Source organism: Paenibacillus xylaniclasticus, assembly GCF_004001065.1.
GTDB lineage: Bacteria > Bacillota > Bacilli > Paenibacillales > Paenibacillaceae > Paenibacillus_T > Paenibacillus_T xylaniclasticus.
On the sequence record NZ_BIML01000003.1, the window covers coordinates 338,451 to 363,855 of the forward strand.

A 25,405-nucleotide genomic window follows, 5' to 3' on the forward strand; every position below is an offset into this window, starting at 1 on the left:
TCTACATCATCATCTCCTATACGATTTTATCGTACATGCATAGGAGCGGATGCACCAGTGTTCCGTTTGTTAATTCTTTGTAAAATATAATGATGCAGCGTCGCCATCGGCTGTTGAATGAGGATCGATAACACAACCGGTACCGCTGACAGTGGATTAAAATATCCCATTGCTAGCACAAGGCCGAGTGAAATGTTGCGCATACCGGAAGCATAAGAAAGCGTGACCTGAAGCTCGCGGCTGCGATAAGGCATCGATCCAAAAAAGCCAAGCGCATAGCATAGAGCAACGAGCACCACGCTGAGCGGAATGATCTGAACCATATCATGCTTTAATTGATCCACATAAGGCTCTATAGCGGCTGCATTTAGGGCGACAACGGCAACGAAGCAAAGCTTGGACACCGGAGCCGTATAAGGCTGAACAATCCCTTTAATCCGGCCCTTCGATAGCTCGTGCAGCAGTACGCCTAGTACGGTAGGCGCTACAATGATGAGCACAAGATCACGGATCATGCCACTAGTATTCATATCAACGACAGTGCCGAACAGCAGATGAATGCCAGCGGGTACAACGAGCGGACTTAAAGCGGAATCGACGACAACAAGTGCCAGCATCAAAGCGATAATGCCGCCTGACATTCCGACCCACATCACAGACGAGACCCCAAGCGGAATAATGGCGAATAATACAAGCCCAACGACATATGGTGAATCAGCTCCTAACCATGCAGTCCCAATACAATAGGCAGCCAGCGGCGCGACAACGTGCGTAAGCACGAACGTCCACGCCAATATGCCAGGCCGTCGAATGACTTGCCGAAGCTCTCCGAGCCCGCAGCCGATCGCCATTGACAACGTAACAAATGCGAACAAATATGGAACAGCATCAACCATAGGACGCAGCGCCGACGAACAAAGATACCCAAGAACAAGCGATCCGGGGATGAGCAAAAACATCCATTTCTCAAACCAACGATTAAAAGCCACTTCCATTATCCCCTCTCGGTGCTAATACGGTTCAGTATACTACGATTTCAGGTCCTCGAGAAATAAGTAATCCTCCTGCACCCAACTCTGCTTATATTTTCTTTTGCTCACTATCCCCTTTACTCAGGACAAGCTTACGCTTACTTGTGTATAATCTCCATTTTTTTGAATTAGATATTGAAATAAAAACATATGTTCGATATAATAGACACAGAACATATATTCTCATCGCGATGAAAGGAACGACTCCGGCATGCTGTTTCCCGATCTTGAGTCTTTTTCGAATCATTTCTACAGCGAAGAGATATGCTGCGCACTGTTGTTTCAAATCAAATGGCCGAACGGCTTTCGCTGCTCTCAATGTCTTCACAGCAGAGCATACACGATTACGATACGACGACTTCCGCTGTTCGAATGCGCTCGTTGCAATCGCCAGCATTCTCTCACAACAGGAACGGTCATGGAGAACAGCCGTACACCGCTGCGCAAATGGTTTATGGCCTTCTTCCTATTCTCTACTGCCGAACAGAGCATCAGCGCCATGAGCCTAAGCCGTATTCTTGAAGTCACTTATAAGACAGCTTGGCTGATGCTGCATAAGCTTCGTGATGCACTTGACCAAGCCGATCACAAGCCTCTGCTCGAAGGGGTTGTCCGTATACAAGGCGGCGCATACGGTTCTCCTTTTAACCCTTATACAGAGAAGGACCCACAGCGGCATCCACTGCTCGCAGGCGGTTCGATACAAGAATCGGATGAAGTAACTAACCTAATCCTTACCATTGTTGAGCCGCAGCAAGTTCAGCCCAGTGGTCACATTTCTTATTATGCCGAGCAGGCATTCATTCAGCAGAACGTCTCTAGCGCCGCAACCGATGTACAATCCGTACGATACCGACAGCATAGATCCCGTTTTCGTCCTCTTGTGCGCTGCATCTCGGACTTTAGCAAGTGGGTGAACGCAACGTTTCATGGACTAGGACGCAAATATTTACAAGCCTATGCTAATGAATACACCTTCCGATATAATTCACTCCGGCATCATCAATCAATACTCCCACGTGTCTTGCAATTATGCTGCAGTACACCGCAAGCCCCAACCCGTCGTTCATTATCATCAAAATATCACCTGTTCGTGCTTTGAATTAAACTTGATGTCAAGGTGTATTTTACAATCTTTTACACATAAAATTCTCGGGTTATCATTTGCAATCACAGTCGTTTGGGTTTTTGAATATCCCATCGGTGTACTTTGGGCTGTATGCTTCTAGCGAATATCCGAACGTACATTTCTAGCCCATCAATTCATGCCGTGCACTTTAGTCATGCACTTATGACTGTATGCTTTAAGCCGGAGCACTTTGCTCATGCACTTCTGGCCAGTCTCTTCAACCATCTTAATACGCTCCAATGCGGTTTTCCTTATTCCCAAGCCTCTGTCCTACTTTGGGATTGTGGGCAGCCCTATACGATTCCCTCGGTCATAGCCTTTCTTATAGACTTGTACTCGTAGGAGAATAATTATCTATTCCACGCTTGTGAAGATTCCTGCCTGCGTATTAACGTGATGATTTTTCTTAACCTTCATTCCCTCACCATGATCGTCTCCGGTCGTCTCCTGAGCGAAGGGGATAGTGGAGCAAAGGAAAAATGAATGAAACGCAACATCAATTAACTGGGCCCGCGCAAATTATAAAAGCAGAGAAGGAACGGCCTAACTGCCATTCCCCCCCTGCTTCTTCATAAGAGATGTATAAGTTCAATAAGGCGATTATTTAAATACCGGTTCTTTGAATTGCTCCAGCTTCGCGCGGGAGTCCATCTCAACATCCGCATGTAGACTGTTGCCGTGCGAATCCATCGTAACGATCGCGGCAAAGCCTTCCGTCTGCAAATGCCACATCGCTTCCGGAATACCGAATTCCTCCAAGAAGTGAACACTGTTAACTTTCTTAAAGCATTTGGCATAATACTGCGCAGCGCCACCGATAGCATTCAAGTAGACTCCGCCGTGCTCTTGCAGAGCCTTCAATGTCTTCGCACCCATGCCGCCTTTGCCGATCACGGCACGAATGCCGAACTTCTTCATGACGTCGCCTTGATAAGGCTCCTCGCGAATACTGGTCGTCGGTCCAGCCGCTTTGACATGCCACTCGCCGTCGCTATCCTTCATCATGACCGGACCGCAGTGATAAATAACGGCGCCGTTCAGATCGATTGGCGAATCGTGGTTTATTAGATAGCTGTGAAGCGCATCGCGGCCCGTATGCATCTCGCCATCGAGAATAACGATATCGCCCACACGAAGCTCGCGTACTTGCTCTTCCGTAAGCGGCATCGTCAAACGAATTTCGCGCGACTTATTATTGTCAGTTGCTGCAGCTTTCTGCTCACGCGCCGCATTCATCGGAAGCTCTGAGCCTTGTGGATAAATCCATTGCTTCAGCTCGCCCGTCTGTCCATCAAGCAGTACGCCTTGACGGCGATAAGCCCAGCAGTTATATGCGACGGAGACAAAGAAGCTGGCCGGCAGACGATTCATCACACCGATTTTGCAGCCGAGCAGCGTAACCGCTCCGCCGAAGCCCATCGTACCGATGCCGAGCTTATTGGCATTCTCCATTACATATTCTTCGAGCTTGCGAAGATCCTCATTCGGATTCGTGTCGTCAACATGACGGAACAGCTGCTGCTTCGCCAGCTCATAGCCGGTCGTACGGTCGCCACCGATCCCTACGCCAATAAAGCCTGCGCTGCAGCCTTGACCTTGCGCTTGGTATACGGCGTGCATAATACATTTGCGGATGCCGTCGAGATCGCGGCCCGCTTTGCCCAGACCTTCAATTTCAGCCGGTAGGCTGTATTGAATATTTTTATTCTCGCAGCCGCCGCCCTTCAGAATTAGACGAACATCAATATCGTCCTTCTCCCACTGCTCGAAGTGGATAACTGGCGTTCCCGGTCCAAGATTGTCACCCGTGTTCGCACCCGTCAACGAGTCGACGGAATTCGTCCGAAGCTTGCCATCCTTCGTTGCACGTGCAATCGCAGTACGGATCGCCTGCTTCATCACAAGCTGGTTCGCTCCAACCGGCGTATGAACGACAAAGGTCGGCATACCTGTGTCTTGGCAGATCGGCGATACGTTACATTCTGCCATCTCAATATTATCGGCAATCGTCGACAGGGACAGACCAGCGCGTGTTGCGCGGTCCTCCGCCTCTCTCGCTGCTTGAATGGCGACGCGAACGTCTCCCGGAAGATTGGTAGATGTTTCAACAATAAGCTTATAAATACTGTCCTCAAAGTGCTGCATATCGTACGATGGCTCCTCTCTGGTCGCTTGACTCACTAACCTTTATAATAACATAGATAGACGCTTACGGGTACGTGAGGATCAGCGGGATATTCGTACAAAAAAGGAGAGAAAACACGATGGACAGCGATTTTTTTGCCTATATGTATCGATTGAAATATATTGAGCGGTGGAGTTTAATGCGCAATACGACACGCGAAAGCGTCGCAGAGCATTCTTTTCATGTCGCGCTGCTGGCACATATGCTGTGTGAGATAGGTAACCGACTGTTTGGTCAATCACTTAACGCAGACCGGGCAGCAGCCATAGCGCTGTTCCATGATGCAACAGAAGTGTTCACGGGGGACATCCCGACGCCTGTCAAACATCATAATCCGAAGATGCTTGCCAGCTTCCGCGAAATCGAAGCGATGGCTGCAGAACGTCTGCACAGCATGGTGCCAGAGCCGCTGCGTGCAGCATATGCCCCGCTGCTGGGCATTAAGGCCGAAGCTGCAGACGGACATGATCCTGACTATGACCTTCACCGCATGATTAAAGCTGCCGATATGCTGGATGCTTATCTGAAATGTGTATCTGAGGTAGCATCCGGCAATCGTGAATTTGCGGTTGCCAAGACCGAAATCGAGCATAAATTGGCCACTCTTGATATGGCAGAGGTCAACTGGTTTCTTGACCATCTTGCACCAGGTCTTGGCCGTACGCTAGACGAGCTCAGTCGAAGTAATTAACCCTCCATCCATCAATTGGATATTGTTCAACCCAGTCCCTTTCGTGTATCGTTTTGATAGGTCTCATGTGATCTAATAAGGGGGGAAGACATACATGCGACTTAATATATGGGTCATCAGCATCATTATAGGAGCGCTGCTTGGTATTATAATTAGCTTTAGCAACGTGGAATTGAACACAGCGACGCTGATTCTTATTGTTGTCTCTGTTTTCGTCATTCTTGCCGTACCAATCATCCGAATCATCTATATACTACGCTATTCACACAATATGCAAGCCGTTGAGAAGCTGCTGCGAAAGCTGGCCCGTACTGTGCCATATTACGCCGCGATGGCCGATTTACTAGACGGCAGCGTCGACTCGGCCGCAGCTAGAATGGGCAATATTAACAATGATAAGCTTCGTGCCGTTATAGGCGCTAATGTAGCGTTTGCAGCTGATCGCTGGCAAGAAGCCGAACAGCATATCAACCAGCTAAGCCATAGTGACGCCAAACATGTCGGCCGCGCTTTGATCCGGCTCATGCAAGATGATTTGAACGGCTTTGAAAGTGCGAAACGATTGGTTGAGCATCCCGGTTTCGTTCACGCGCTAGAGGCGAACGCTGCCTTTCACAGAGGCGACATTACGAAGGCGGAAGAGCAAGGAGAGTTAGCCATTCAAGCAACAGCCGGACTGCAGCGGTATGCATATATTCGTTACCGTGAGCTTCGCAGCAAGCAGCCTGATCGCAAAACATTTTTTTAACGTTTTAAGCGGCAGTCCGAACCGATTTACGGTTCTTAGTCTGCCGCTTTTCTACTACTTCTTAACGAATGGCTCCAGAGGCTGAAAAACGATTTGAAATAGTGTCGTCAGACCAGGTGTTTCCGGCAAATTCAACATCGACAACAGCCATCCGAGCAAGAACAGCAAGATGAACATCGTCTTATCCTTCCCGGCTTTCTTCTTCACTTTCGGCCAGTCGAAACACCAGGTCACAATGACAGCTAACGTTATTGTAATAAATAAGCTTATATTCATCTGCGCTTTATCTCTTCCTCCGGCAACCCGCCGGGATTGCTTACATTACCGGTGCGCTTAATTTGAGCATCCACCTCCACAACGACCTTTACATGCTGAAACTGCTCATCCCACCGGTTCTTAACCCATTCCCAATGCTTCGGATATTTACGGTAAAACGCTGTGCCGAATCCTAGCACATCTGTTTTAAGCCGTTGCTGAACATCGCTCGCCGCGAGTTCAATATAGCGTTTAATTTCCTGCTCGAAAGCCTGATCCATCTGCCTAAGCAGCTGCTCGTTCATCGGGCTCCAATTGGTATCGTTCTCGACCATATTTCCTTTCGCCTTTACTCGAATTGTCATCTGCCACTGGTCACCGCGGATGGTAGGTATAAGCCTCGTGCTTGCCTTGATTGGACTAATTGACACACGCTTCTTCGATTCACCGATCGGGAATGTAACGGTAAAGTCCTTCACCTCGTTCAATATCCACAGCATTCCTTGGGATACCTTATCTGATAGCTTCCCAATCATTCGATCTTTGCGAATAATTGCACTCCCCTGAATATAAGCTATAGTCTGAGTCGACTCAGCCGCTTTAGGTGGGGGTAAAAGGCGAATAAACGGCAAGGCAGCTGCCCTTGATTCCCCCTTCAGCATCATATTGAGCTCCTGAAGTGTTACATGGTAGCCGATACGCATGTCAGACAGCTCGCGAAGTACATCCGCAGACGTCCTCTCAAGCGGAGGAAACACTTCCAATATATCCGCAGCCTTTCCTTTGCTGACGAACAGATACGATCTTTCGCGCGGCTGGGGGTGACGGATCAGAAAGTCGACCTCCTCACGAATACCTGACCTTGCAAGCTCTTCTCCCAATATGAATACTTTGCACTGTCCCCAGAACAGCTTCCGAGGCAATTTACGCTGCAGCTTTGATAACGCATCTGCAACATTAGAGCCTTTGCTCATTCGAACGGATGACTGCTTAGAGCCTGAGCTTGAAGAGCCTCCGCTCGAACTAGCCGTAGATTGACTTCGCGGCAGAAGATACTGGACCGTTGTCACAACTTGTCCCTCCTCGATATCAAGCGCAAGTGCGGTAACGAGCAGCAGATCGTTCAGCTCAATCCGATCCCAGCAGCCTGATAAAAGTCCAAATAAAGGGAGGAGCAGGACCACCATACGTCGTAGTCGAGCCTTCATCCGCCAGACCCTCCTGGGTTTGGATTAGGCATACCGCGCAGCTTGGCAATAATTAAGAGCAGCAGCGGTATCGCGAGCATACAGGTCAACAGCTCGAATGGCGAACTATTGTTCAGAAATTGCGCGATAGCAGGCAGGTTAGGCATATCCCAATAAGCGAACAGAATCACAATCAGCGCAATAGGAACGACAACGAAGCGATGCTCCGAAAGTCCGGCGGTCTGTTGAAAGGAAATAACCGAACAATAAAGAAAAACCGTCAGCTTTATGAAACTGCCTACAACCCACATCGCAAGCAGCAGTGCCTCCAGATTCTCAAAGAAACCGCCAAAGCTTATATAGCGAAAAGCGATAAGCACCGGAAATATTTTGTCGCTTGTATCGTTACCAAACAACAATAAAGTAATTAAATTGATAAAAATCATGCTGAGGGTGATCGCTGTCAGAGCAATAAATCCCCAACGCTTCCCCTGCTTCGGGTTCTTTAAACTAGGCAGTAAAAATTCATTAAAAACAATTCGCTCATCCAAGCACCCGGCATTAACGAGCCTTTAATAACCGGAACGATACCATGAGTGAGTATAGGCAGTATGTTACTCAGTTCGAGAACCGGTATTAGCATTAACAAAATAAACAAAGGCAGAATAAACAGCGGCGTCAATACTATAGCTCCTCTTGCAATCACTTCGACCCCCCCGCGCACGCCCCAAGCGGACAGTACCATCATAGAGAGGATGATGAAGAGAATCGGCGTGTTAAACAAAAAATTGCTTTTCACAAACTCGGCATATTCTCGCAGTATAACGCCAGTTAGATGCATCAAAACAACGGTATAGATCAACCCGATCACTCGACCGGTTGTCCTCCCAACAATCTGTCCGGCATACTCTACTATCGTTTGCTTCGGATACCCGTTATGAAGCCCAATGGCCAATAGAATAGCTAGTACGCCAAAAAATCCGGCTAGCAATCCTGTCATCCAACCATCGTTCTTCGCATGCTGTGCAGCGAATGAAGGAAGTACCATAAAGCCTGTTGCCAGAACAGCCGAGTACAGCAGCACAGCCATCTGAAGCGCCGATATTTTCTGATTTTCCAGCATGCTATTATGCCTCCTCTTTCCTTCATTCGCTACCGTGCTGCGGACCGGGCTTTTGATTCGGCGCTTGACGAACAGCGTCATACTCGCCTGTTAAGCGCGGCCGCTCGTTCAGCATCCACAATGGTCCTCGAACCAGCACATCCTTCAGCTCTCGCCCTCTGAATGTCGATAAAGCGGACAAATAAGGTAAGCCGAATGAACGTAAGCTGCTCATATGCATTACAATCGCTATTATACCGAGCATGACACCGAGCAGGCCGAAAGTCCCTGCAAGCAAAATAAGCGGAAACCGCAGCATCCGAACAGCGATGCCTGCAGTATAACGGGGAATCATAAACGATGCGATTCCGGTAATGGCAACGACGATGACCATCGGAGCGGATACTAGTCCTGCCTGTACTGCTGCTTGACCGATGACGAGCGCTCCGACAATGCTGACGGCCGCGCCTACCTGCTTCGGCAGCCGTATACCTGCTTCGCGAAGCGCCTCGAATGTCACTTCCATCATGAGTGCCTCGATTAATGCCGGGAACGGCACCTGTTCCCTTGCCGATGCCATACTGATGAGCAGGCTGCCTGGCACCATCTCTTGGTGAAAGGTCAATACGGCTACATAGAGCGATGGCAGCAGCAGTGATATTAAGAGAAATACGTAACGAAGCCAGCGTACGAAGGTGCTGACCATAAAACGCTGATAATAGTCTTCAGGTGCCTGCATTAAGGTAAAGAATGTAATTGGCGCAACCAGCGCAAACGGCGTCCCTTCCATTAAGATCGCAGCTCTTCCTTCAAGCAGTGCAGCACATACGACATCCGGGCGTTCTGTATTCAGCAGCTGCGGAAAAGGTGAGAATGCTGCATCCTCAATCAGCTCCTCAATATTGCCGCTTTCCAGAATGCCGTCGATCTGTATCCGGTTAAGCCGAGCCTTCATTTCCTCAATTAATGTCTCATCCGCCAGCCCTTTAACATAGGCGAGCGCCACATTTGTTCGAGAATACTCACCAAGCGTCATCACTTCAATCTTCAATAGCGGACTTTTAATGATCCGACGAAGCTGTGACGTGTTCACACGGAGCGTCTCTGTAAGTCCTTCCCGCGGTCCTCGAATACCTGGCTCAGCCGACGGCTCTTCAATGGACCGTTTCTCCCATCGAGGCAGCCCGAATGCGATTCCGCCTTCCTCTTGATCGCGCAGCAGTACCGGCATCCCATTCGAAACAGCTTCCATCACCTGTGCATAAGTCGTAACCGGCTTAGAGCTCGCCACAGTAACCGTCTGCTCGGCAAGCTGCGGCAGCTGCATCGCTTGGTTAGACTGTGCTTTCATAAGCGGAGAGATGATGCTGCTGTCAATGGCTGTCGCGTCGCTTAGCCCATCAATGAACAGAAGCAGCGCGTTCGAATTCCCACCGATCATAAAAGAACGAAAAATAACGTCCGAGCAGCCAGCATATAGCTGGCGAAGCTGCTCCGAGCTGCGCTGCAGCTCTTTGCCGAGCGGCTGCCTGCCTAGCGCCTCCAGCTCCTGCTTCAGAAGCTGCGAGCTGGAAGGCTTCGCCTTACTTGTCATCGTAGAAGCTCCTTCCGCAATCGCATTATTTTCCGCTTTCGGCGACAAACCCAGATTATCCCTGGCCTGTTCGTTAGAATAAACTATTTTTTCCTTTTTATTCAGTAGGAGCCCAAGACAAAAAAAGCTTGAAGCAAGATGATAAGTCTCGCTTCAAGCTTTTTGCTTCAACAGTCCTGCTTCGCCTACTGCTCGCACAGCTTGCGCATCGCATCCCGTACGGCCGCGTAAAACGGACGCCAAGTCGGCAGCGCGTCGGCCGGCCCGACCTGCTCATCAGCCTCTGGCATCGCGGCCTCTTCGGGCTTCGCTGCCGCAGCTTGCGCCTGCTCTTGCGACTGTTCCGTTTCCTCGCGTTCACGCTCCATCGCGTTCCCTCCTCATCATAAGCGAGATAAGCGGGCGTTATGAACGGCCGAACCGGTCCCGTCGGAGAGCGAACAGCTCCCGTAGTTCTTCGGTCGACAGCTCCGTAACCCATTGATCAGATTGGCTGACGATCTGATCATTCAGCGTTTGTTTCCGATCGATCATTTGATCGATGCGTTCCTCAAGCGTGCCAAGCGTAACGAACTTATGCACCTGCACCTTCTTCTTCTGACCGATCCGAAACGCACGGTCCGTCGCCTGATTCTCAACCGCCGGGTTCCACCACCTGTCGAAATGGAATACATGGTTCGCCGCCGTCAAGTTAAGGCCTGTTCCGCCCGCTTTGAGCGACAAGACGAAGGCGCAGCCCGGTTCGTTCATGTCTGAAAATTTCGCAATCATATCGTCACGCTGTGCTTTCGGCACTCCGCCGTGCAAATACGGCACCGGCAAACCGATCCGCTCCTGCAGCAACCGCTGCAGCATCATCCCCATATCAACGAACTGTGTAAAAATGAGACACCGCTCACCTTCTGCCGCAATTTCCTCTACCATCTCTAATATACGCATTGTCTTGTTCGAACGCTCGACATCCCATACATCTCCGGTTACACTGTCGCCTAGCAGCAGCTGAGGATGATCGCACAGCTGCTTCAGCTTCGTCAGTGCGGACAATATACGTCCGCGGCGCCGCATAGGTCCTTCTTTATCAATGTTATCGAGCAAATCAGAGACGAGATTCTCATAGAGCGCCCCTTGCTCGGCCGTAAGCGACACAAACATTTTGGCTTCGCTCTTATCCGGCAGCGAATCGACGATCGCCGGATCGCTCTTCACCCGTCGGAGCATGAACGGTCTTGTCCAACGCTGCAGTCCCGCAATCGCCTCTTCGTCGCGTGTTCGCTCGATCGGTGTTACGACATGCTGGCGGAACTCACTGAGCCGGCCCAAATAGCCAGGATTAATAAAATCGAAGATCGACCACAGCTCCGTCAGCCGGTTCTCCATTGGCGTACCTGTCAGCGCAATTCGATGATAGGCATGCAGCCGCTTGATCGCGGCCGATTGCTTCGTATTAACGTTTTTAATATTCTGCGCCTCATCCAAGCATAAGGCGTTCCATTCGATTCTCTCGAGTTCCTCTTCATCGAGCGGAACAAGTGAATAGGACGTAATGACGATATCTGCACCGGAAATCGCTCTAGCGAACTCCTCCCCCTTGTCACGTTTAGGTCCGTAATGAACGATAACGTTCAGATCCGGCGCGAACCTCTCCAACTCCTTCTCCCAGTTACCGATAACCGAAGTCGGGCAGACGAGCAGCGATGGACCGCTCCGACCGGTTCCCTGCCGGGCCATATGTTTAACATAAAGTAAATAAGCGGTGAACTGTACAGTCTTGCCAAGCCCCATATCATCAGCGAGTATACCTCCGAGGCCGAACCGTCGCAGAAAGGCAAGCCACGACACGCCCTGCAGCTGGTATGGACGCAATTGGCCGCGGAACGTATCCGGCAGCTCAATCTCCGGTATGCCTCCCGTCTGCTGAAGCTGTTCCAGCCATTTCGTCAAATGGCTGTTCAGCTCAACTTCAGCTGCCAGCGATATACCATCGTCCTCGTCCTCTGTAAGAGGGGATGTGCCGCGCAAATGCATTTCGAGCACATCCCGAAGCGTCAGCCCTTTGCGTCTTGCGACCTGCTTCATCCACCGCTTTATTCTCTCAACGTCGGCCGGCTCTAGATGAACCCACTCGCCGCCGACGCGCATAAGCCGCCGGTTATCTGCTGCAAGCTGCATAAATTCCGCTTCCGACAAGTCAATATTGCCGACCGCCAGCTTCCAATCGAATTGAACGAGCTCGTTCAAGCCGAACATCGGCTGTTCGCTTGAGCCAACCGATGATTTCATCTTCGCCTTCAGCCGGAATTTGCGGGAACGAACCGTCTCCCACCACGATGGCAGCAGCACCGGACATCCGGCCTGCAGAAGCTTCAGGCTCGTTTTCTCCAGAAACGTATACGCTTCGGAATCGGTCAACTCCGACCGGATATTCCCATCTTCCTCGCGCAATATTTCCGGGGCGGACAGCTGCCATTTGCGTCGTTCTTTCTCAAGCCGCTCAGCCAATAGTGGAAGCCATTCGACTGGCAGCTCCTGTTCACCTACTGCCGCCTGGCCATTGTCGGCTAGCGGAATCCATGCACCGCCTTCCCGATGCTGCACAGCGGAGCGAAGCCGCCAGCCGTGCTCTTCATCCGGCTCTGCAAGCTGCAGCGCCAGACGGAACGGGAACAGATCTTTGCGTATACCAGCCGCTACAAGCCAATCCTCTTCGTCAGCAGCTCCGCCGCGCAGCACGGCTGAGCCGATTCCTGATAACGTCTGATGCCAAGCAGCGGCAACCGCTTCATCAGATTCGATCAAGCTGTTGACGGCAAGCGTCAGCCATTCATCCGGTGCTCCAGGCTGCCCCGCCGCTTCCCAGCGCTTTAACAGGCTGTGCCATTGCTCCGCCTGCTCTGTCTCCGATATATCAAGCCGCCATGCCGGGCGCTCCTCTGACCATTTGACGCCGTCTGGCACATACCAGCCCTGCTCCATCGCTTTCTGCAGCATGACGCCTGTTTCTAGCACCCGCTTGCCGTCATCTGTCCATACGATATTCAACAGCCGCACATGCTGCGGATCAGCCAAATAATCAACGGCGAGAAGAGGGGGCAGCAGCAGTGACGTTCGGCCGAAAGCCTCTTTGTTCTCAATCTCCGAGCCGTACCAGGAGGAAGCGTGCCAAGCGAACAGAAGCCTCTTCAGCCGGAAGCTGTAAGAGGTGTGGCGCTCCTCCATCACGTATACGCCCTCGCCCGGCGCCCATCGGGCATCAAGAACGAGCGGCAGATTCATGTCTATTCCTCTCATAGGCGTATGTTTCCTTTCGCCATTTCTTCCTGCAGCGCGCGCAGACGATGATACTTATCGGACACAAGCGCAATGTACTTTGTCCACTGCTCCTCCCGCTTCAACGACTTATACAGCTTCTCCAGCTTCTTCATCAGCTTAACTGCGGTCTTATACCCTTGTCGGTTACGTGCACCAATCGCTTCATCGATCGCCTGATGATAGATCGGAAGCAGCGTTTGCGGCGCCTGCTTCGCCGCTTCGCGCACATCCTTCGCATCCAAATCGTCCGGCGACAGCCCCATTAGCAGCTGCAAATCAGCCCATTCCTCGTATTTGCCGAGCTCCAGCCAATGGTCCGCCACCTCACTATACGAGTAAGGAAGCAGTGCAATCATCCAGCTCATCCATATCGGATTATCCGGCTGCACAAGATCCGCTTGTCTGCACAAGTAAAGGAACGGGACAAGTGCGCGTGAATTTCCTCCCTTGGAACGTCTGTCAAAAAAGAACTGCATCCAGATCTCAAAGCTTTCCCAGTTCCGCTGCGTCAACCTCGTCTGCGCATACATTTGAATAAGCGGCTCTATCGGGTCGATCGGCGCATCCGCCAGCCTCGCCGCCGCTCTCTCGTCATGACCTTCGAACATATCGAGTGCAGCGAGCCCAATTTCTGTGAAGTAGTTGTTCCGTCTTTTCTGTTCAGCGGTTGACACCGCTGCTTCCGATAGCCCCTCTGCTGATAATGCCTTCGAATCGCTCGCCATGCTCCATTCGTCCGAATTCTCTCGCTGCTTCTTCTCCAGCCTTAGTCGCTCAGCGGCTCGCCATTGGTCGTCGTCAAGTCGGCTGGAGGTCAAGCTTAAATAAAGAAAATCCCAACGGAACAGCTCGTTACCAGTGTTACAAGCTTGATTACGTGCATATTCGGCAACCGTATCAAACCATTCGGACGTACGTGGCGACCATTCGCGCCAATTCGGCTGCTCCGATGCGATCGCTTCATATTGCTCGATCCAAGGCTCTGCCATACGAGTAAAGCTCATCTGCTGATAATATTTGCTGAACGGATCAACCAAGGTGAACGCCTTTTCTGCTTGGCGCAAGGTAAATAGAATAGCCAGCATCCATTCATACTGCTGAATCGGCTTCTCCCAGTCTCTCGCAAGTCCTTTCAAGCCGAGCAGAACGGACTGCAGCGGATGCAGCGAATAGCGGCACTGCTTCCACGCCTCGCCATACAATTCATTCATCCTTGCAGTTATCCGCCCATAATCGTCCTCGGTCATCCCCGCTCTTCCGCTTATAGAAGCATTATCTGATGAGAAAATCCCCATCAGCCTCCGTCTGGCGTCCTCGGGCGAGCGGGTACCCGACTTCGCACATGCAGCAAAATATACAGCTGCCATATGTTTACAATAATCATTATTCGGACACGTACACGTGCTATACGCAAAATGGCCGGCATCCAGCATAACGCTGTACATTTCGGTTCCTCGCACAGCGCCGATCAGCGTATCTCCATCCATCAGCTTAATGGACTGCACCCGGCCCTTACTATAATAATCCCAGCCGCGTTCCGCGACAGCCGGAGGCAAATGATCCTTAAGCTCCGTCTCCAACGTTTGCAACAGCATCAATTCAGTTTGAAATAAGGAGTCCATTTGTTCACTCCGTTCTTCTTACATTCTTTTCATTATAACATAAGGTGACGGGTTAGTGCTTTAAGCGGATTCAATAATAAAGGCTCCCATCACCCTTATAGGATGGCGGAAGCCTTCTTCAACATGCCGCGGCTGCGGCTGCATGTTCTAATAATGAGGCAAGCTTACAGCAAAAATAATATACCCATCAGAATCCGCGCTCACCTGCAGCGTACCTTTATATGAATCGACAATACTTTTAACGATTGCCAGCCCAAGCCCTTGATGACCTTCCGCCTTCGTCGAATATCCCTGCTCCAGCAGCCGACTATCTGCGATAACCTTCTCGGCTTGCTCGCACGTATTGCGAATGACGAATTCGAGCCGCCCTCCATCTAATGCGCCCTCCAGCCTGATGAGTCTTCGCTCCTCTGGATATTTCATCACTTCATCGAATGCATTATCGATTAGATTGCCGATCATGCGCGTGAGATCAAGCGACTTGATACCGAAATCAAGCTTGTCCAATCCACGGAATACCGTCTCGAACTGAACTTTACGCTCGTTCGCCTGCGCGAGCTTGGACCGGAGCAAGGCAGCGATGGCCGGATTACCGATGTTGATTATATCGTTCGTCAGTTGAATATCTCCAGCCAGCTCGCGCGTATACGACTTCAGTTCATTGACTTTACCAAGATCCGCAAGCGACTGGATCGTCTGCACATAATTTAAAAAATCATGGCGCTGCGCCTTGACCGACATGAGAAGCTGGTTCATCTCGTCGACGTAAGTAAGCTGTGCCTCTATGGCTACCTTCTCGCGCGATCGACGCAAATAATGAACCGTCATCATAACGGCCAGCACGCTGAGCATCGTTATGATCGTAATAATGAGTCCGATATTGAGAAACTGCTGATCGAGCGAGTCCTGCACAAACTTATAGTCTGATACGATCGTCAAAATATAACGTTCGATCGATTCCCCCTCCTTGTCCAGAATACTGGAGCCTTTGGGGATCTCGACCGGAATGAACGTCTTAAGAACATGCTTGCCATTAGTATATGCGTTCACCGTCACCGTCTTATTCGAACGGTATGCTTCCTCTACACTAGCGACATCTTCATCGATTCGATAGCTGTATTCACCAAAAATAATCGGCTGCTGCGTAATATGCTCGACCCATTCCCCAACGTCGTTCCTCGTCAGCACCGGTCCGCCCAGCTCGAAGGTTTCAGGATTGATTCCAGTTATCTCTAACAAGGAAGCGTTTTCTTCCACAGCCCTTCTGATCATCCGGTTGACGCCTGTAGCATCCTCGTATTTACTCATCATATCGTTGCTTATGTAGGGATCAATCATATAATTCGTCGAGCCGTCGTAATAGTAGCCCCACTTATAAACCTTCTCTACATCAGTCGACGCACTCTCGAATGGCCCCGTCCAAAAATGCTTCAACGTCTGTCCCCACTTCACGGATACCGGCTCCAAAGCAAACAGCTGCTGGAATGCCGTATACCAAGGATTCCACGTTTTTGAACCGCGGCTGAGCTCCTTCGGATCAGAAGACTTCTCAATTATAATATCTTCCTTCTCCGCATCGGGACGGAACAAGGAAATGTGTGTAACGTCCAGCTTGGCCGCCAGCTCCTTCAGCTGCTCATTCGTCACTTGATCAATATCCGGGTCAAGCGCATATTGCGCCGCTATCGAAACAGCGCGAAGCTCGCGGCCGATTTGGTCCTGAAATACCTCGCCGCCAAGCCGTGACTGCTCAATCGACAGCTGAATCTGCTTCGCTACTGCCAGCATTTCGTGCCGCATACCGTTCTCTAGTGAGCGCTTAGCCATAAAGTAATAGACGGTATTATTAATTCCGATTAAGACCACCATCAATATAATCGTCAATAAAATACTCGTGCGCCGCTGCATCGTTCGTTGCTCCTCTATGAAGTAATGTTCGCGACGATCGCCACACCATCGCAAGCTGTTCTACGGTGATTGGAGAGGCGGCATTGACAACTATACCGTACGCCGCGCGAAGAAGCTAAGCAGCATCCAGCGTCTCTCCTGTCGTTTCTTATATTTCGGAAGCATTCGATACAGCCGAATCGCTTCATCCAGTGCACGTTTCGCTTCATCCTTCCTTCCGAGCAGAATATTCAGCTTGGCGAGCCGATAATAGCCTTCGCAGGAAGATGTATGAATTTGTTGAAAAGCCTCCATATCCTGCATCGCCTTCGGCAAATCCTTCGCTCCTACGATTGCCGCTAATCGAAGGTACGGCTGCCCATACTTAACTCGTGGATTAAGGACAAGCGCGTGCCTTACCGCTGCTTCGCCCGCCTCAAGCTCCCCTGTGCGCAGTAAAGCGGTGCCGAGATCATCCCAATATTCCGCTGATTGCTCAACCGCTTCCCGATCGCGGAGCGGCTCAAGCAGCTCTCTCGCCTCCCGAAAGCTGCGTTTCTCAATAAGCAGCCTTGCAAGCTCAAGCTTCGCCGTCAAGTCGTTTGGATTCATGTCCAGCTCATGACGCAGCCGCCGGATACGGCTGATGCGACGGATCGGCTTCACTAGGCTTGGTGACAACCCGATGAAACGGCGATCAATCAAATATAGAATGACAAGTAGAGCAATAATGGCAATAAAAGGGTTTCCGAATAAAGACCACAGAAGTCCGAACAGCAAAAACTTTCCGATCATCTTGAATCCTCCTGAATTCAACGAACTGAGTTCCTTCTGCCGTCTCTCTATCATATCACAATATTACCCAGCGCTGTTAATGAAACAGAGTCTTCAAAGACTGTCCTGACCTTGTACTATTCAAGCTCTTTCATGGTCGTTCGGGCAATAATTCTAGCAACGGATGAGTCCGCGTCGATGCGAAGCGGAAGTGCCACGACCTCGAATTGGCCGATGCCAATCAATTGATCCGTGTTCGCCAAATTTTCCGCGATAAATATACCGCTGCGTAGCAGCATCTTGTGAATCTCGAACGGCTCTTCATCCGGTGAAGGAAAATCAAGTCCGACAAGCTTAACTTTCTTACGGATCAGCAACTCGGCCAGCGCGGGCGTTAACACCGGATGCTCCGAGAAATATTCCGGGCGGCCAAATTTATTCCCTTGCCCCGTGTGAATAATTACAATACTCTTCTCTTGGATCATCCGTTCATATAACGGATTGTAATCGATAACAGCCTTACCTGTAACGTCAAGCAGGACCCCGTCGCCGATAAAGTGATCAACCGGCACTTGAGAGATCCGATCTTCCCTATCCAATAAATGCATCGGACCATCAATATGTGTACCTGCATGCATATTAATAGACAATTGATGATTGCTATAACCGTCGGCATGGTACGTTTGAGTATGCTTCAATACAGTCGGTTCGTCGCCTGGGTAGACAGGAAGACCGTCCCGAATGGGATGAGTCAAATCAATGATGGACATCATTTCGCCTTCTTTCTATAACCTTTCCTTCCTCTATCAATATTCTATCAATATTCGAGCCGATACCATCTATTTCCTTGCTCTTCTTTTTGGCACATAAAAGATATTGCGAACTTAGTTCGACAAGATTAGACTAACGGTAACAAGAAGCAAATAGGGCCGGACGATTGCCGACCATGCCTAAGGAGTGATCCAAATGAATGAGCAGTGGATGAGCTTACAGACGAACGTTCCCAGATGGCTCGACGAATGTCGTCCTTACGCAAAGGAGGGCAAAGCTGCAGCCTACATTCCGGCTCTGGCCATCGCACCCGCAGATGCGCTAGGTATATCGATACTAAGAGCCGACGGTAGCAGCATAACTGGCGGCGATAGCAGCATGAAGTTCACGATGCAAAGCATCTCGAAGGTGTTTACGCTGCTGCTTGCACTTATGGACAACGGCGAAGAAGTCGTATTCTCGAAGGTAGGCATGGAGCCGACTGGCGACGATTTTAATTCCATCCTAAAGCTCGAGCTCGTGGAGCCAGGCATTCCGTTCAATCCGCTCATTAACGCCGGCGCGATCGCGGTAACCTCTCTCATTAAAGGCTCCAATCCTGCCGACAAAACCGAACGGATTCTTGAATTTATGCGGCTAATGGCAGGAGACGAGCAGCTGGACTACAACCGCATAGTCAGTAAATCAGAATCCGCTACCGCTTATCGCAACCGTTCTCTTGCCTACTTCCTGCAGGAGAATGGCGTACTTTCACCGCATACGAACATCGAAGAAGTGCTGTCGGTCTACTTCAATCATTGCGCAATTGAGGTCACCTGTAACCATTTGGCTCGAATGGGTCTTATTCTTGCGCATGGAGGGTTCGATCCGTTGACGGAACGCCAGCTGGTGCCAAAACGCTATGTTCGGATTGCGAAGACGTTCATGCTCACCTGCGGCATGTATAATGCATCGGGCGAATTCGCTATCCGTGTCGGTATTCCGGCGAAGAGCGGAGTAGCAGGCGGCATTCTCGCTGTTGTACCAGGCCAGTACGGCATCGGTGTCGTGGGCCCGGCGCTCAACAGCCGCGGCAACAGCATCGCCGGCATCCGGCTGCTTGAGACGATGTCCGTCCAGAACGACTGGAGCTTGTTCTAATCCAATTAAGGGGCTAAATCCAGCGGTCAGCTTAACACGACTCTGGAATAGCCCCTCTTTGTTATGGTCAATCATTACATCGATAAGTCCACCAACGTAGTTGCAAATGGTAACGATGCCAGACAGCGCTACGCTGCCTGGCATCGTTCTCGTTACAGATCCGCTGCCGCCGCATAGAGCCTACTAATATAATCGGTTCCAGCGGCTTTTATCGCTTATTCCGCTTGCGAAACTCTTGTGGCGTGAAGCCCTCCTGTTTCTTGAACAGCTTCGAGAAATAGGAGAAGTTCCGATATCCCGTTATTTCGGCTACATCACTTACTTTCAAATCCGATTCGCTCAGCAGCCGTTTCGCTTGCTTCATTCTCTGATCCATAATATAGTCTGAGAGGGATAACCCCGTCTCCTTCTTGAACAATCTCGACAAATAAGCCGGATTGAAATGAAGAAAAGCTGCAATATCCTCCCGGGTTAGATCCTGCGAAATATGGGTCTGCACATACTGCTCGATCAATTCAATAACAGACGGCTCTCGGTTGCGGCGCTTTTCGACAGCTTTCATCGCCGCATCGGTCATCCGTTTCGTCCATGCCCGTAGCTGCGATAACGATTTGGTCGCCTGCGCCATATCCTCCTGCCTAGTCAACGATTCCAAAGAATGATCGACCGATATACCACTCTTGTGAAACGTCTGGTAAATCATCGATACAAAATGAAAATAAAACGCTTTCAAATGTTCCTTAGATAATGACTTCTGATTCTCGTAAATGCTGAACAGCTCATCGATCCTTCTCTGAAGCTCTTCCTTCTTGCCCGACTCGAACAGCACATACAGCTCTGACGGCCAAGTGACTGGCGGCATACCCTGTTGATCCTCATAAAATTCGCCTTTAATAAAAATTGAATCTGACTTGGATACGTTACGCCGCTCCATATCGAGCAATTCCGAGCAGGTGGACGCCATTCGGTCAATCGGACCAGCAGAACCGATATAACAGGATACATGGCCATAAAAATATTGGTTACAATCGGCGATAAACCGGCGGCACCGCCATTCCAGCTCCTTCATCTCGCGCTCAACATTCGACGCTTCGTAGATAATGATAAAGATCGCGCCGCTCCTGCATTTAACGACGGTTCCCGGCCAATTGCGAAGCACCGTCTCCCTTGCCGAGTTCATCATCGCATATTCGAGAATATGCTCATCTCGACTTCCGAAGCTCTGCTTCCATCGATCGACGCTGAACAACACGGGCATAAACACGTCATTCGCCGAAAATTCCGGTTGAATAATCGACAAATATGTCGTATGCGGCTCAGTGTTATACGTTTCGCCGCTCGGTTCAATTAAATCGGTCCAGAAACGGTCAACAAGAATATGCTTCTGCGCACGAAGTAAATTCTCATAACGTTCCACCCGATTATGCATCGAGATCTTCTGCCTCGTATCCTCCAGCTTTGATAATGCTCTCATGACCGTCTCCTTCAGCCTCTCGTGACGGATCGGCTTTAGAAGATAATCAAAGCAGCCCATCTGAAGCGCCGTATGCGCATAATCAAACCTGTCATGTCCAGTCAAAAAAATTGTCTCTGTCGCAACACCTCTTTGTCTTATCCAATTTAACAACTCCAGTCCATTCTCTCCCGGCATCTCGATGTCGCATATCATCACGTCAATTGCATGTTCGTCTAGCAGTTCTCTTGCTTCTTCCGCATCGGATGCGGCGAACACTTGTGCGATCTGCAGTGAGCTCCAATCTATGGTGTCCACTACACTTTTCAATGCGAATGCTTCATCATCGACGACCAGAAGCCGATACACCATCGATACCCCCTTCTCATCCCGGATGCGAATAAGGAGATTCTTCTGTCAGGCAGCTAACAACGCTCCCCTTATCAGTCTATCAAATATTAGGTACTACGTACAATATTGGATAGATCTTCATCCTTACCAGCAATTACGCCCACTGCACAGCGGTGTACGGCGCCTATATGAATAGACGCCGCACCGGAGCTGGAGCGCAAGATCTGTCCGTTACAAAAAGGATGTCGTTATAGCTGTCGGCCCTTTAGGCCATGCCGTTGTGATAAAGCGCTCTTTGCTCCAAATCGCATATGCCATATTGATGTGCTTTAAGATTACTTAATGCTTATTATGGTTCAATGCCCCATACAAGCGTGCCGCTTTGATACAGCGTCACCTTGTCCCAATCCGCAAATGCCGATTTCGTACCATCGAACGAGTAATCGTTGCTCTCATCGAGATTCGACCAGTCGGTTTTGGCGATACGAATTTGAATATCGCCCGTTTGTCCGCCCGCTGGGATCGAGCCTGCCGCAGAGCTGAACGAAAGCTCTAAGTAAGTATCCGCTTTCGTCTTGGCTGGGCTGATTGAATAAAATGTGCCGCTAACCGTGCTCGTTCCAATCTGTGCATAGTCCGTCCAGAAGCTTAAACCAGCATTCGACGAATCCTTCGTCAAGTAATAGCGCAGCTTCAGATTACTCAGGTTAACTGCTGTCGTGCCTGTGTTCTTAATGTTAAACGTTGCATAAGCCATGTTGTCATTCGCATTCGCATTGTTCACTTTATATTGAACGACCAGATTGCCCGTCGGTGGAGGAGTCACCGTACCTGCTGGCGTTGCGCTTGCAGCAGCAGAGTTCGACGATTCGCCTGCACTGTTCACTGCCGAGACGACATAGTAATACGTCGTGCCGTTCGTAAGGCCCGTGTTCGTGTACGTCGTGCCTGTAATTCCCGTCGCGATCGTCGTGTAAGGTCCGCCGCTTGTCGTTGCGCGCTTCACGTTATAGCTTGTTGCACCGGAAGACGCTCCCCACGTCAGCGTTACTTGACCATTGCTTGCAGCTGCACTCAGCGATGCAGGTGCTGCAGGCACAGTCGTTACCGGTGGTGGAGTACCGATCGGCTTCATAATGCGATCGAGCATCGCCTGCTTCGGTGCGTTCCACGTCCGCCAGTCGTCCAGCAGCAAGCCACCAGTATCGCCGCTGTTCGGGTTGAGCGACCAATAGGTCCAGTACAGGTCATTATCTTTAATGTAATCAACCAGCTTGTTCTGCCAGATACCTTCCTTACTTGTCAGATCGACGCTGCGACCGCCGAACTCACCAACGAGGATTGGCGCTATATTTTCTTTGCTAATGTATCCCCAATGTGCATCCCATATAGCCGCCATGTTGTTCGGAAACGACGCATCATCAAACCACGTTTGTTCCGCTACGCCCGGGCCGTAATCATGCGGCGAATAGACGAGACGATTCGGAACGTTGAGCCGAACCGGATAGTTGCGAGCTCCTTTCAGGTTGCCGCCCCACCAATAGTTGCCTGTCTCACCTTGTACATTCGTTTGGATGCCTTCAACAAGAATGAGCCAGTTCGGGTTAACCGCCAGAATTGCATTACCTGCGCGCTCCGCTGCAAGGCGCCAGTCTGTCGCTAAATCGCCCGTTCCCCAAGAAGCTGGTCCGTGCGGTTCGTTGTGCAAATCGGCACCGATTACAGTTGGATTGTTCGCGTAACGTTGCGCCAGCATAACCCAGTCGCTGATCCACCGTTCTTCAGAATATTGGGACGTATACCACAGCTCCGACTGGCCGCCGGAGTCCGGACGGTGACGGTCCAATATAATTTGGATGCCGCGCTCACCAGCCTCTTGGATCACACGGTCCATCAGCTGGATCGGCGTTAACCCTTGCAAATCCGGGTTCGTCGCCGTATTCAAGCTTGTCGGCATGCTGCCTGAATCAAACATCTGGTTGCTGTACGGAAGCCGGATCAGATTATATCCCTTCTCCTTAATCTGATCCATAAAGCTGTCGAGCGAATAAGACCACAATCCATGCGGCGAGTAATTAGCCGTCTCAAAGCCGAACCAGTTCAGACCGTTGAACACGGCAGGATTGCCTGCAGCATCCACAATACGATTGCCAAACGTATGGTAATATCCAAGTGTCGATGCGGCGCTCGCTTTACGTGCCGCTCCCGCTGCTGCGAACATAGAGCAGACCATTGCTGCTGCAAGCAGCATAATGCCCCACTTTTTGAACGAAGTTGTTGCCATTAATATCGTCATCCCCTTATATCAAAATAATTAAGGCTCAATTCCCCATACAAGCGTGCCGTTTTGATAAAGCGTTACTTTGTTCCAGCTTGCAAATGACGTTTTCGTTCCGTCGAACGAGTAATCATTGTTTTCATTCAAATTCGACCAGTCATTCTTCGCGATGCGGATTTGGATATCACCCGTTTGTCCGCCTGCTGGGATCGATCCTGCCGCCGAGCTGAACGACAGCTCCAAATACGTATCCGCGTTTGTCTTCGCAGGATTGATTGCATTGAACGAGCCGCTAACATTCGACGTGCCGATCTGTGCGTAATCCGTCCAGAAGCTAAGACCCGTATTCGAATCTTTCGTTAAGTAGTAACGCAGCTTCAGATTGCTTAGGTTCACGGCCGTCGTTCCAGTATTCTTAATGTTGAAGGTAGCATAAATCATATTGTCCGTAGCGTTCGCGTTGCTCACTTTGTACTGAACTTCTAATGCTCCGCTTGGATTCGTAGGCGGATTTGTGCCTCCTGCTGGCGTTACGCTAGCTTGCGCCGAATTCGCCGACTCGCCTGCGCTGTTCACGGCAGAGACGACATAGTAATACGTCGTGCCGTTCGTAAGGCCGGTATTCGTATACGACGTACCCGATACTCCTGTCGCCACGGTCGTGTAAGGACCGCCGCTCGTCGTTGAGCGCTTCACATTATAGCTCGTCGCGCCGGACGAGCCCGCCCATGTAAGCGTCGCCTGTCCATTGCCCGCAGATACGCTTAGGCTAGTCGGAGCCGCCGGAGTTTGCGGCTGCTGCGGTACGGAGCCTTCGAGCATTTTGGAACGGACATATTGACCGGAAGTGCTCAGATCGCTCAGCGCCCATCCGCCGTTCACACTTGCGCTAGGCAGAAGTGCAGCAGACGATTCGTTCTTCGTCGCGATCGACCAGTTCACCCAGCTAATTTTTTTGCTGTCGAGGAAGTTCAGCCATTGCGTCGATTCAGACAGATATGGGCCGCCGTCCCCGGTTGCCGTACTCGTTCCCCATTCTGTCGAGAATATTGCAATGCCTTTGTTAAGCGCATAATTCACTTTGTCACGCAAATATTGACCATGCGTACCCGCGTAGAAGTGCAGCGAGTACATAATATTGCTGAACGGCAGCGGATTGTCCGCCGCATGATCGACATCCTGGCTCCAGGTCGGCGTACCGACGATAATAATGTTGTCTGGATCTATCGCACGAATCGCCGTAATTACATCCTGCGCATACGGCCTAATGCTGCCGTTCCAGCTGACGCCGTTCGGCTCGTTCGCGATTTCATAAATTACGTTCGGATAAGACCCATACAGCGTCGCCATCTCTTGGAAGAAGGCTATCGCTTGCGATTTATGCTTATTTGGATCGCCATCAGACAAAATATGCCAGTCAATAATGACATAAATGCCAAGGTCAATCGCCGCCTCTACCGCTTCCTTAACCTTGTTCTTCAGAGATGGATTCGTAATGTATCCTTCTTCCTCTGTATACATGGCGGCACGGTAGACGGTCGCACCCCAATCGTCTCTCAGCCATTTAATAACGTTCTTATTCACGTAGTTGCCGAAATATTGAATGCCGTGCGAGCTTGCGCCTTTGAGTTGAATAGGCTGACCGGATTGGCTAACCAATTGATTACCGGACACTTTAATCTGACCATACGTCGGTACGATCGGCCCTGCTGCATAGCTCTTGTTCTTGCCTGCCGGAAGCAGCAAGCTAAGCACCAGCGTTAACGCCAGCAGCATTAGCAGCCCTTTCTTATTCGCCGTAATAGACATAACTCACTTCCTCCTTTGCATTCGATTAATAGGTTGTTGTGCGGCATCTGAAGCTTCTTCCGACTTACTCAGCCACACACCACGTAATA

20 protein-coding genes are annotated in these 25,405 nt (G+C 50.4%); 4 read left to right on the forward strand and 16 right to left on the reverse strand.

What is annotated here, in order from left to right; translation table 11 throughout:
• Window positions 1–26 precede the first annotated feature (26 nt).
• Complete coding sequence (locus tag PXY01_RS05220) at window positions 27–995, reverse strand: bile acid:sodium symporter family protein (RefSeq protein WP_373864274.1); 969 nt, start codon at window positions 993–995, stop codon at window positions 27–29.
• Between the two features lie 247 nt (window positions 996–1,242).
• Between PXY01_RS05220 and PXY01_RS05225 the strand changes: the two genes are divergently transcribed.
• Entirely contained in the window at window positions 1,243–2,133 is an 891-nt protein-coding gene (locus PXY01_RS05225) for a transposase (protein ID WP_127567972.1), read from the forward strand.
• Between the two features lie 627 nt (window positions 2,134–2,760).
• Here the strand turns inward: PXY01_RS05225 and PXY01_RS05230 are convergent.
• Complete coding sequence (locus tag PXY01_RS05230; protein ID WP_127567974.1) at window positions 2,761–4,305, reverse strand: FumA C-terminus/TtdB family hydratase beta subunit; 1,545 nt, start codon at window positions 4,303–4,305, stop codon at window positions 2,761–2,763.
• A 119-nt stretch (window positions 4,306–4,424) separates the two neighbouring features.
• On the opposite strand from PXY01_RS05230, the gene yfbR reads away from it, so the two are divergent.
• Complete coding sequence (gene yfbR, locus PXY01_RS05235; protein WP_127567976.1) at window positions 4,425–5,036, forward strand: 5'-deoxynucleotidase; 612 nt, start codon at window positions 4,425–4,427, stop codon at window positions 5,034–5,036.
• Window positions 5,037–5,130: 94 nt separating this feature from the next.
• The gene (locus PXY01_RS05240) at window positions 5,131–5,784 is read left to right on the forward strand and encodes a hypothetical protein (protein WP_127567978.1); all 654 of its coding nucleotides are present in this window, start codon (window positions 5,131–5,133) and stop codon (window positions 5,782–5,784) included.
• A 54-nt stretch (window positions 5,785–5,838) separates the two neighbouring features.
• Here the strand turns inward: PXY01_RS05240 and PXY01_RS05245 are convergent, their stop codons facing one another.
• From PXY01_RS05245 to PXY01_RS05295, 11 genes are all read right to left on the reverse strand, one after another.
• The gene (locus PXY01_RS05245) at window positions 5,839–6,060 is read right to left on the reverse strand and encodes a hypothetical protein (RefSeq protein ID WP_127567980.1); all 222 of its coding nucleotides are present in this window, start codon (window positions 6,058–6,060) and stop codon (window positions 5,839–5,841) included.
• Window positions 6,057–7,247 carry a Ger(x)C family spore germination protein gene (locus tag PXY01_RS05250; RefSeq protein ID WP_127567982.1) on the reverse strand — a complete coding sequence of 397 codons (1,191 nt, stop codon included), beginning with the start codon at window positions 7,245–7,247 and terminating at the stop codon, window positions 6,057–6,059. The genes PXY01_RS05245 and PXY01_RS05250 overlap by 4 nt, the downstream gene beginning before the upstream one ends.
• Entirely contained in the window at window positions 7,244–7,777 is a 534-nt protein-coding gene (locus tag PXY01_RS23020) for a GerAB/ArcD/ProY family transporter (RefSeq protein WP_127567984.1), read from the reverse strand. Before PXY01_RS23020 ends, PXY01_RS05250 begins: the two co-directional genes overlap by 4 nt.
• Window positions 7,732–8,349: a GerAB/ArcD/ProY family transporter gene (locus PXY01_RS23025; protein WP_164744306.1), complete on the reverse strand. Its 618-nt coding sequence runs from the start codon at window positions 8,347–8,349 to the stop codon at window positions 7,732–7,734. Before PXY01_RS23025 ends, PXY01_RS23020 begins: the two co-directional genes overlap by 46 nt.
• Window positions 8,350–8,371: 22 nt before the next feature.
• The gene (locus PXY01_RS05265) at window positions 8,372–9,922 is read right to left on the reverse strand and encodes a spore germination protein (RefSeq protein WP_127567988.1); all 1,551 of its coding nucleotides are present in this window, start codon (window positions 9,920–9,922) and stop codon (window positions 8,372–8,374) included.
• Between the two features lie 185 nt (window positions 9,923–10,107).
• Entirely contained in the window at window positions 10,108–10,290 is a 183-nt protein-coding gene (locus PXY01_RS05270; protein ID WP_127567989.1) for a hypothetical protein, read from the reverse strand.
• Window positions 10,291–10,327: 37 nt separating this feature from the next.
• On the reverse strand, window positions 10,328–13,210 hold the full coding sequence (locus PXY01_RS05275) for a DEAD/DEAH box helicase (protein WP_127567991.1): 2,883 nt from the start codon (window positions 13,208–13,210) through the stop codon (window positions 10,328–10,330).
• Window positions 13,207–14,853: an SWIM zinc finger family protein gene (locus tag PXY01_RS05280; RefSeq protein ID WP_127567993.1), complete on the reverse strand. Its 1,647-nt coding sequence runs from the start codon at window positions 14,851–14,853 to the stop codon at window positions 13,207–13,209. Before PXY01_RS05280 ends, PXY01_RS05275 begins: the two co-directional genes overlap by 4 nt.
• Before the next feature lie 147 nt (window positions 14,854–15,000).
• Window positions 15,001–16,761 (reverse strand): sensor histidine kinase, encoded by a 1,761-nt coding sequence (locus PXY01_RS05285; protein WP_127567995.1) that lies wholly within the window; start codon window positions 16,759–16,761, stop codon window positions 15,001–15,003.
• 90 nt (window positions 16,762–16,851) lie between these two features.
• A complete protein-coding gene (locus tag PXY01_RS05290) occupies window positions 16,852–17,535 on the reverse strand; it encodes a tetratricopeptide repeat protein (RefSeq protein WP_127567997.1) in 684 nt (227 codons plus the stop codon).
• 116 nt (window positions 17,536–17,651) lie between these two features.
• Window positions 17,652–18,287, reverse strand: a complete 636-nt coding sequence (locus tag PXY01_RS05295; RefSeq protein WP_127567999.1) for a cyclase family protein — start codon at window positions 18,285–18,287, stop codon at window positions 17,652–17,654.
• A 193-nt stretch (window positions 18,288–18,480) separates the two neighbouring features.
• Between PXY01_RS05295 and glsA the strand changes: the two genes are divergently transcribed.
• Complete coding sequence (glsA, locus tag PXY01_RS05300; protein ID WP_127568001.1) at window positions 18,481–19,425, forward strand: glutaminase A; 945 nt, start codon at window positions 18,481–18,483, stop codon at window positions 19,423–19,425.
• Between the two features lie 208 nt (window positions 19,426–19,633).
• Here glsA and PXY01_RS05305 read toward each other — a convergent pair whose 3' ends face one another.
• From PXY01_RS05305 to PXY01_RS05315, 3 genes are all read right to left on the reverse strand, one after another.
• Window positions 19,634–21,250: a response regulator gene (locus PXY01_RS05305; protein WP_127568003.1), complete on the reverse strand. Its 1,617-nt coding sequence runs from the start codon at window positions 21,248–21,250 to the stop codon at window positions 19,634–19,636.
• A gap of 328 nt (window positions 21,251–21,578) precedes the next feature.
• A complete protein-coding gene (locus tag PXY01_RS05310) occupies window positions 21,579–23,513 on the reverse strand; it encodes a cellulase family glycosylhydrolase (RefSeq protein ID WP_127568005.1) in 1,935 nt (644 codons plus the stop codon).
• Window positions 23,514–23,543: 30 nt separating this feature from the next.
• Window positions 23,544–25,316: a cellulase family glycosylhydrolase gene (locus tag PXY01_RS05315; protein ID WP_127568007.1), complete on the reverse strand. Its 1,773-nt coding sequence runs from the start codon at window positions 25,314–25,316 to the stop codon at window positions 23,544–23,546.
• Window positions 25,317–25,405: the final 89 nt, after the last annotated feature.